Raw genomic sequence first — 1810 nt, forward strand, 5'->3', positions numbered from 1 at the left:
CATCATACGCACGCTTCACTTGATGCGTTCGTACCACGCGTTGTTCATAATCGGTCATTTTTGCTGTTACTTCTGCTTGTCTATTTCTTAGACGAACAACTTCACGTTCCGCCGAATCAATCTTCGAATTCAGCTGTAAATAAATGGGGTTTAATGGCGGTTTAGCTTCTTTATTTTTCTTCTCGGCTACTGCTGTTTTGCTAGCATTCATTGATACGTCATTCAGTTGAGCTTCAAGAATGCCGACCTTACTCACCGCTGCTTTCACATCGGGGTGACTTGAAGAATAACGTTGTTGTAATTGTTTTAACTGTGTTTGAGCCTGTTTTAATTCCTGCTCTAGTTCATCAATTCCAGAACCCTTGATACCCAGTTCATCCTCTAGACTGTTAATTTGTCTTTTAAGTTGTAACACATCCGGGTGGTTAGCTGAATATTTTGCTTGCAAGCGACTAAAATCTGCTTTGGCCTGAGTTAATTGGACTTCTATAGAGGATGGTTGTTGACTAGTACCGGTTAGTGCTGATGGTGTTGATGCTAAATAGGTCTGTAAATTAGACTGCTCTAAAGTCATGGTGATGACGTGATCTTTAAGCACCATGATCTGATTTTGATTAGCGGTCAATTCATCTTGTAAGCGTTCTACGGAAGACAGATTGTATTGTAATAATTCAGGCAAGCTATCACTATATTGATCCTTAAACTCAGCAATTTTCTTTTCTAACGATTGTATCTTACGCTTGAATTTATCGGCTTCGGCTTCTAAGAATGCTTGTGTTTCCGTTGCTCGTTCTGTCCGAGTTCGTACATTTTCAGTGAGAAATTTGGTCACCAATTCATTGGCTACTTTTTGAGCCAGTTGTGGTGACTTATCCATAAACGAGACGTTAAAAGCGATGCTGGCCAGCTTAGTACGTCCACTTCTAGGGTCAGTCACATTTGCACTCACCATGCCGACCGCCATGTTTGCACGAAATAAGGCCACAATCTGTGATGGTGGTGCGCTTTTACGCATATCAGGGTAAAGGTTATATTTTTTGACAATACCCATCACATTGGCGGTGGTCACAATGCGTTGTCTGATAATCTCTATACGTTGATCGGCATAACTGGTTACGGTTGACCGTATCAAGTCATGAGGAATTTCTTGTGATTCAATTAAAATCAAACCCTGTGACTTATAAGTCGCTGGTAACAGATAGGCAACTGCTACACTCGCGGCTATCAATATTAATGCCGGAATAATAACCAGGTATTTATGTCGTCTAACTACATCTAGATAATCAGCTAAACTTTTAACTTCTTCTTCCATTTTATTCTCTAGTGATTATCGCGAGGCACGAAGGCCATCCCAATCATAGTTCAAAGTTAACATTAGCGCATTGCTATCCACGTCATTTTGAGCTGATCGTTTTTGTTGACGGTAAGTATAGCTAAGGTTAAGTCCAATATTACGTTCAACTTGCCAGCGCAATGAGGGTGAAAAATTGATATTTTCACGTTGGTCGTTACCATCATCATCAGCAGAGGTGGTTTCCTGGTAACTGCCACTAATATTAGCAGTTAATGTTTCACTCAAGTCTCTAGACCACGTGACATTCAGCCCTGTTTGTTCAGTTACATCGCCATCACTCGAAGGCGACAGTGCTCGTGAAATACCTATCGTTAGACTATCGATTTCACCTTGCCTGCTTACGGTAAAATTGAACGACGAACCAGAACTACTATTACTGTCTTTATTTCCCAGACTATCTGTTTGTTCGCTGTTTAAATAACGTGCGCCTACTCGGCCGTTAATTTGCCACGTTTC

2 protein-coding genes are annotated in these 1810 nt (G+C 41.0%); both read right to left on the bottom strand.

The genetic code is table 11. The annotated features are described in order from the left end of the window. The coding region (locus tag AC3AYF_RS20625) for a GumC family protein (RefSeq protein WP_487780341.1) at nucleotides 1-1312 on the bottom strand (1312 nt) is incomplete at its 3' end. A gap of 15 nt (nucleotides 1313-1327) precedes the next feature. Then, nucleotides 1328-1810: outer membrane beta-barrel protein (locus tag AC3AYF_RS20630; protein ID WP_487780342.1), on the bottom strand; the 483-nt coding region annotated here is incomplete at its 5' end.

It is taken from the genome of Salinicola sp., assembly GCF_982684285.1.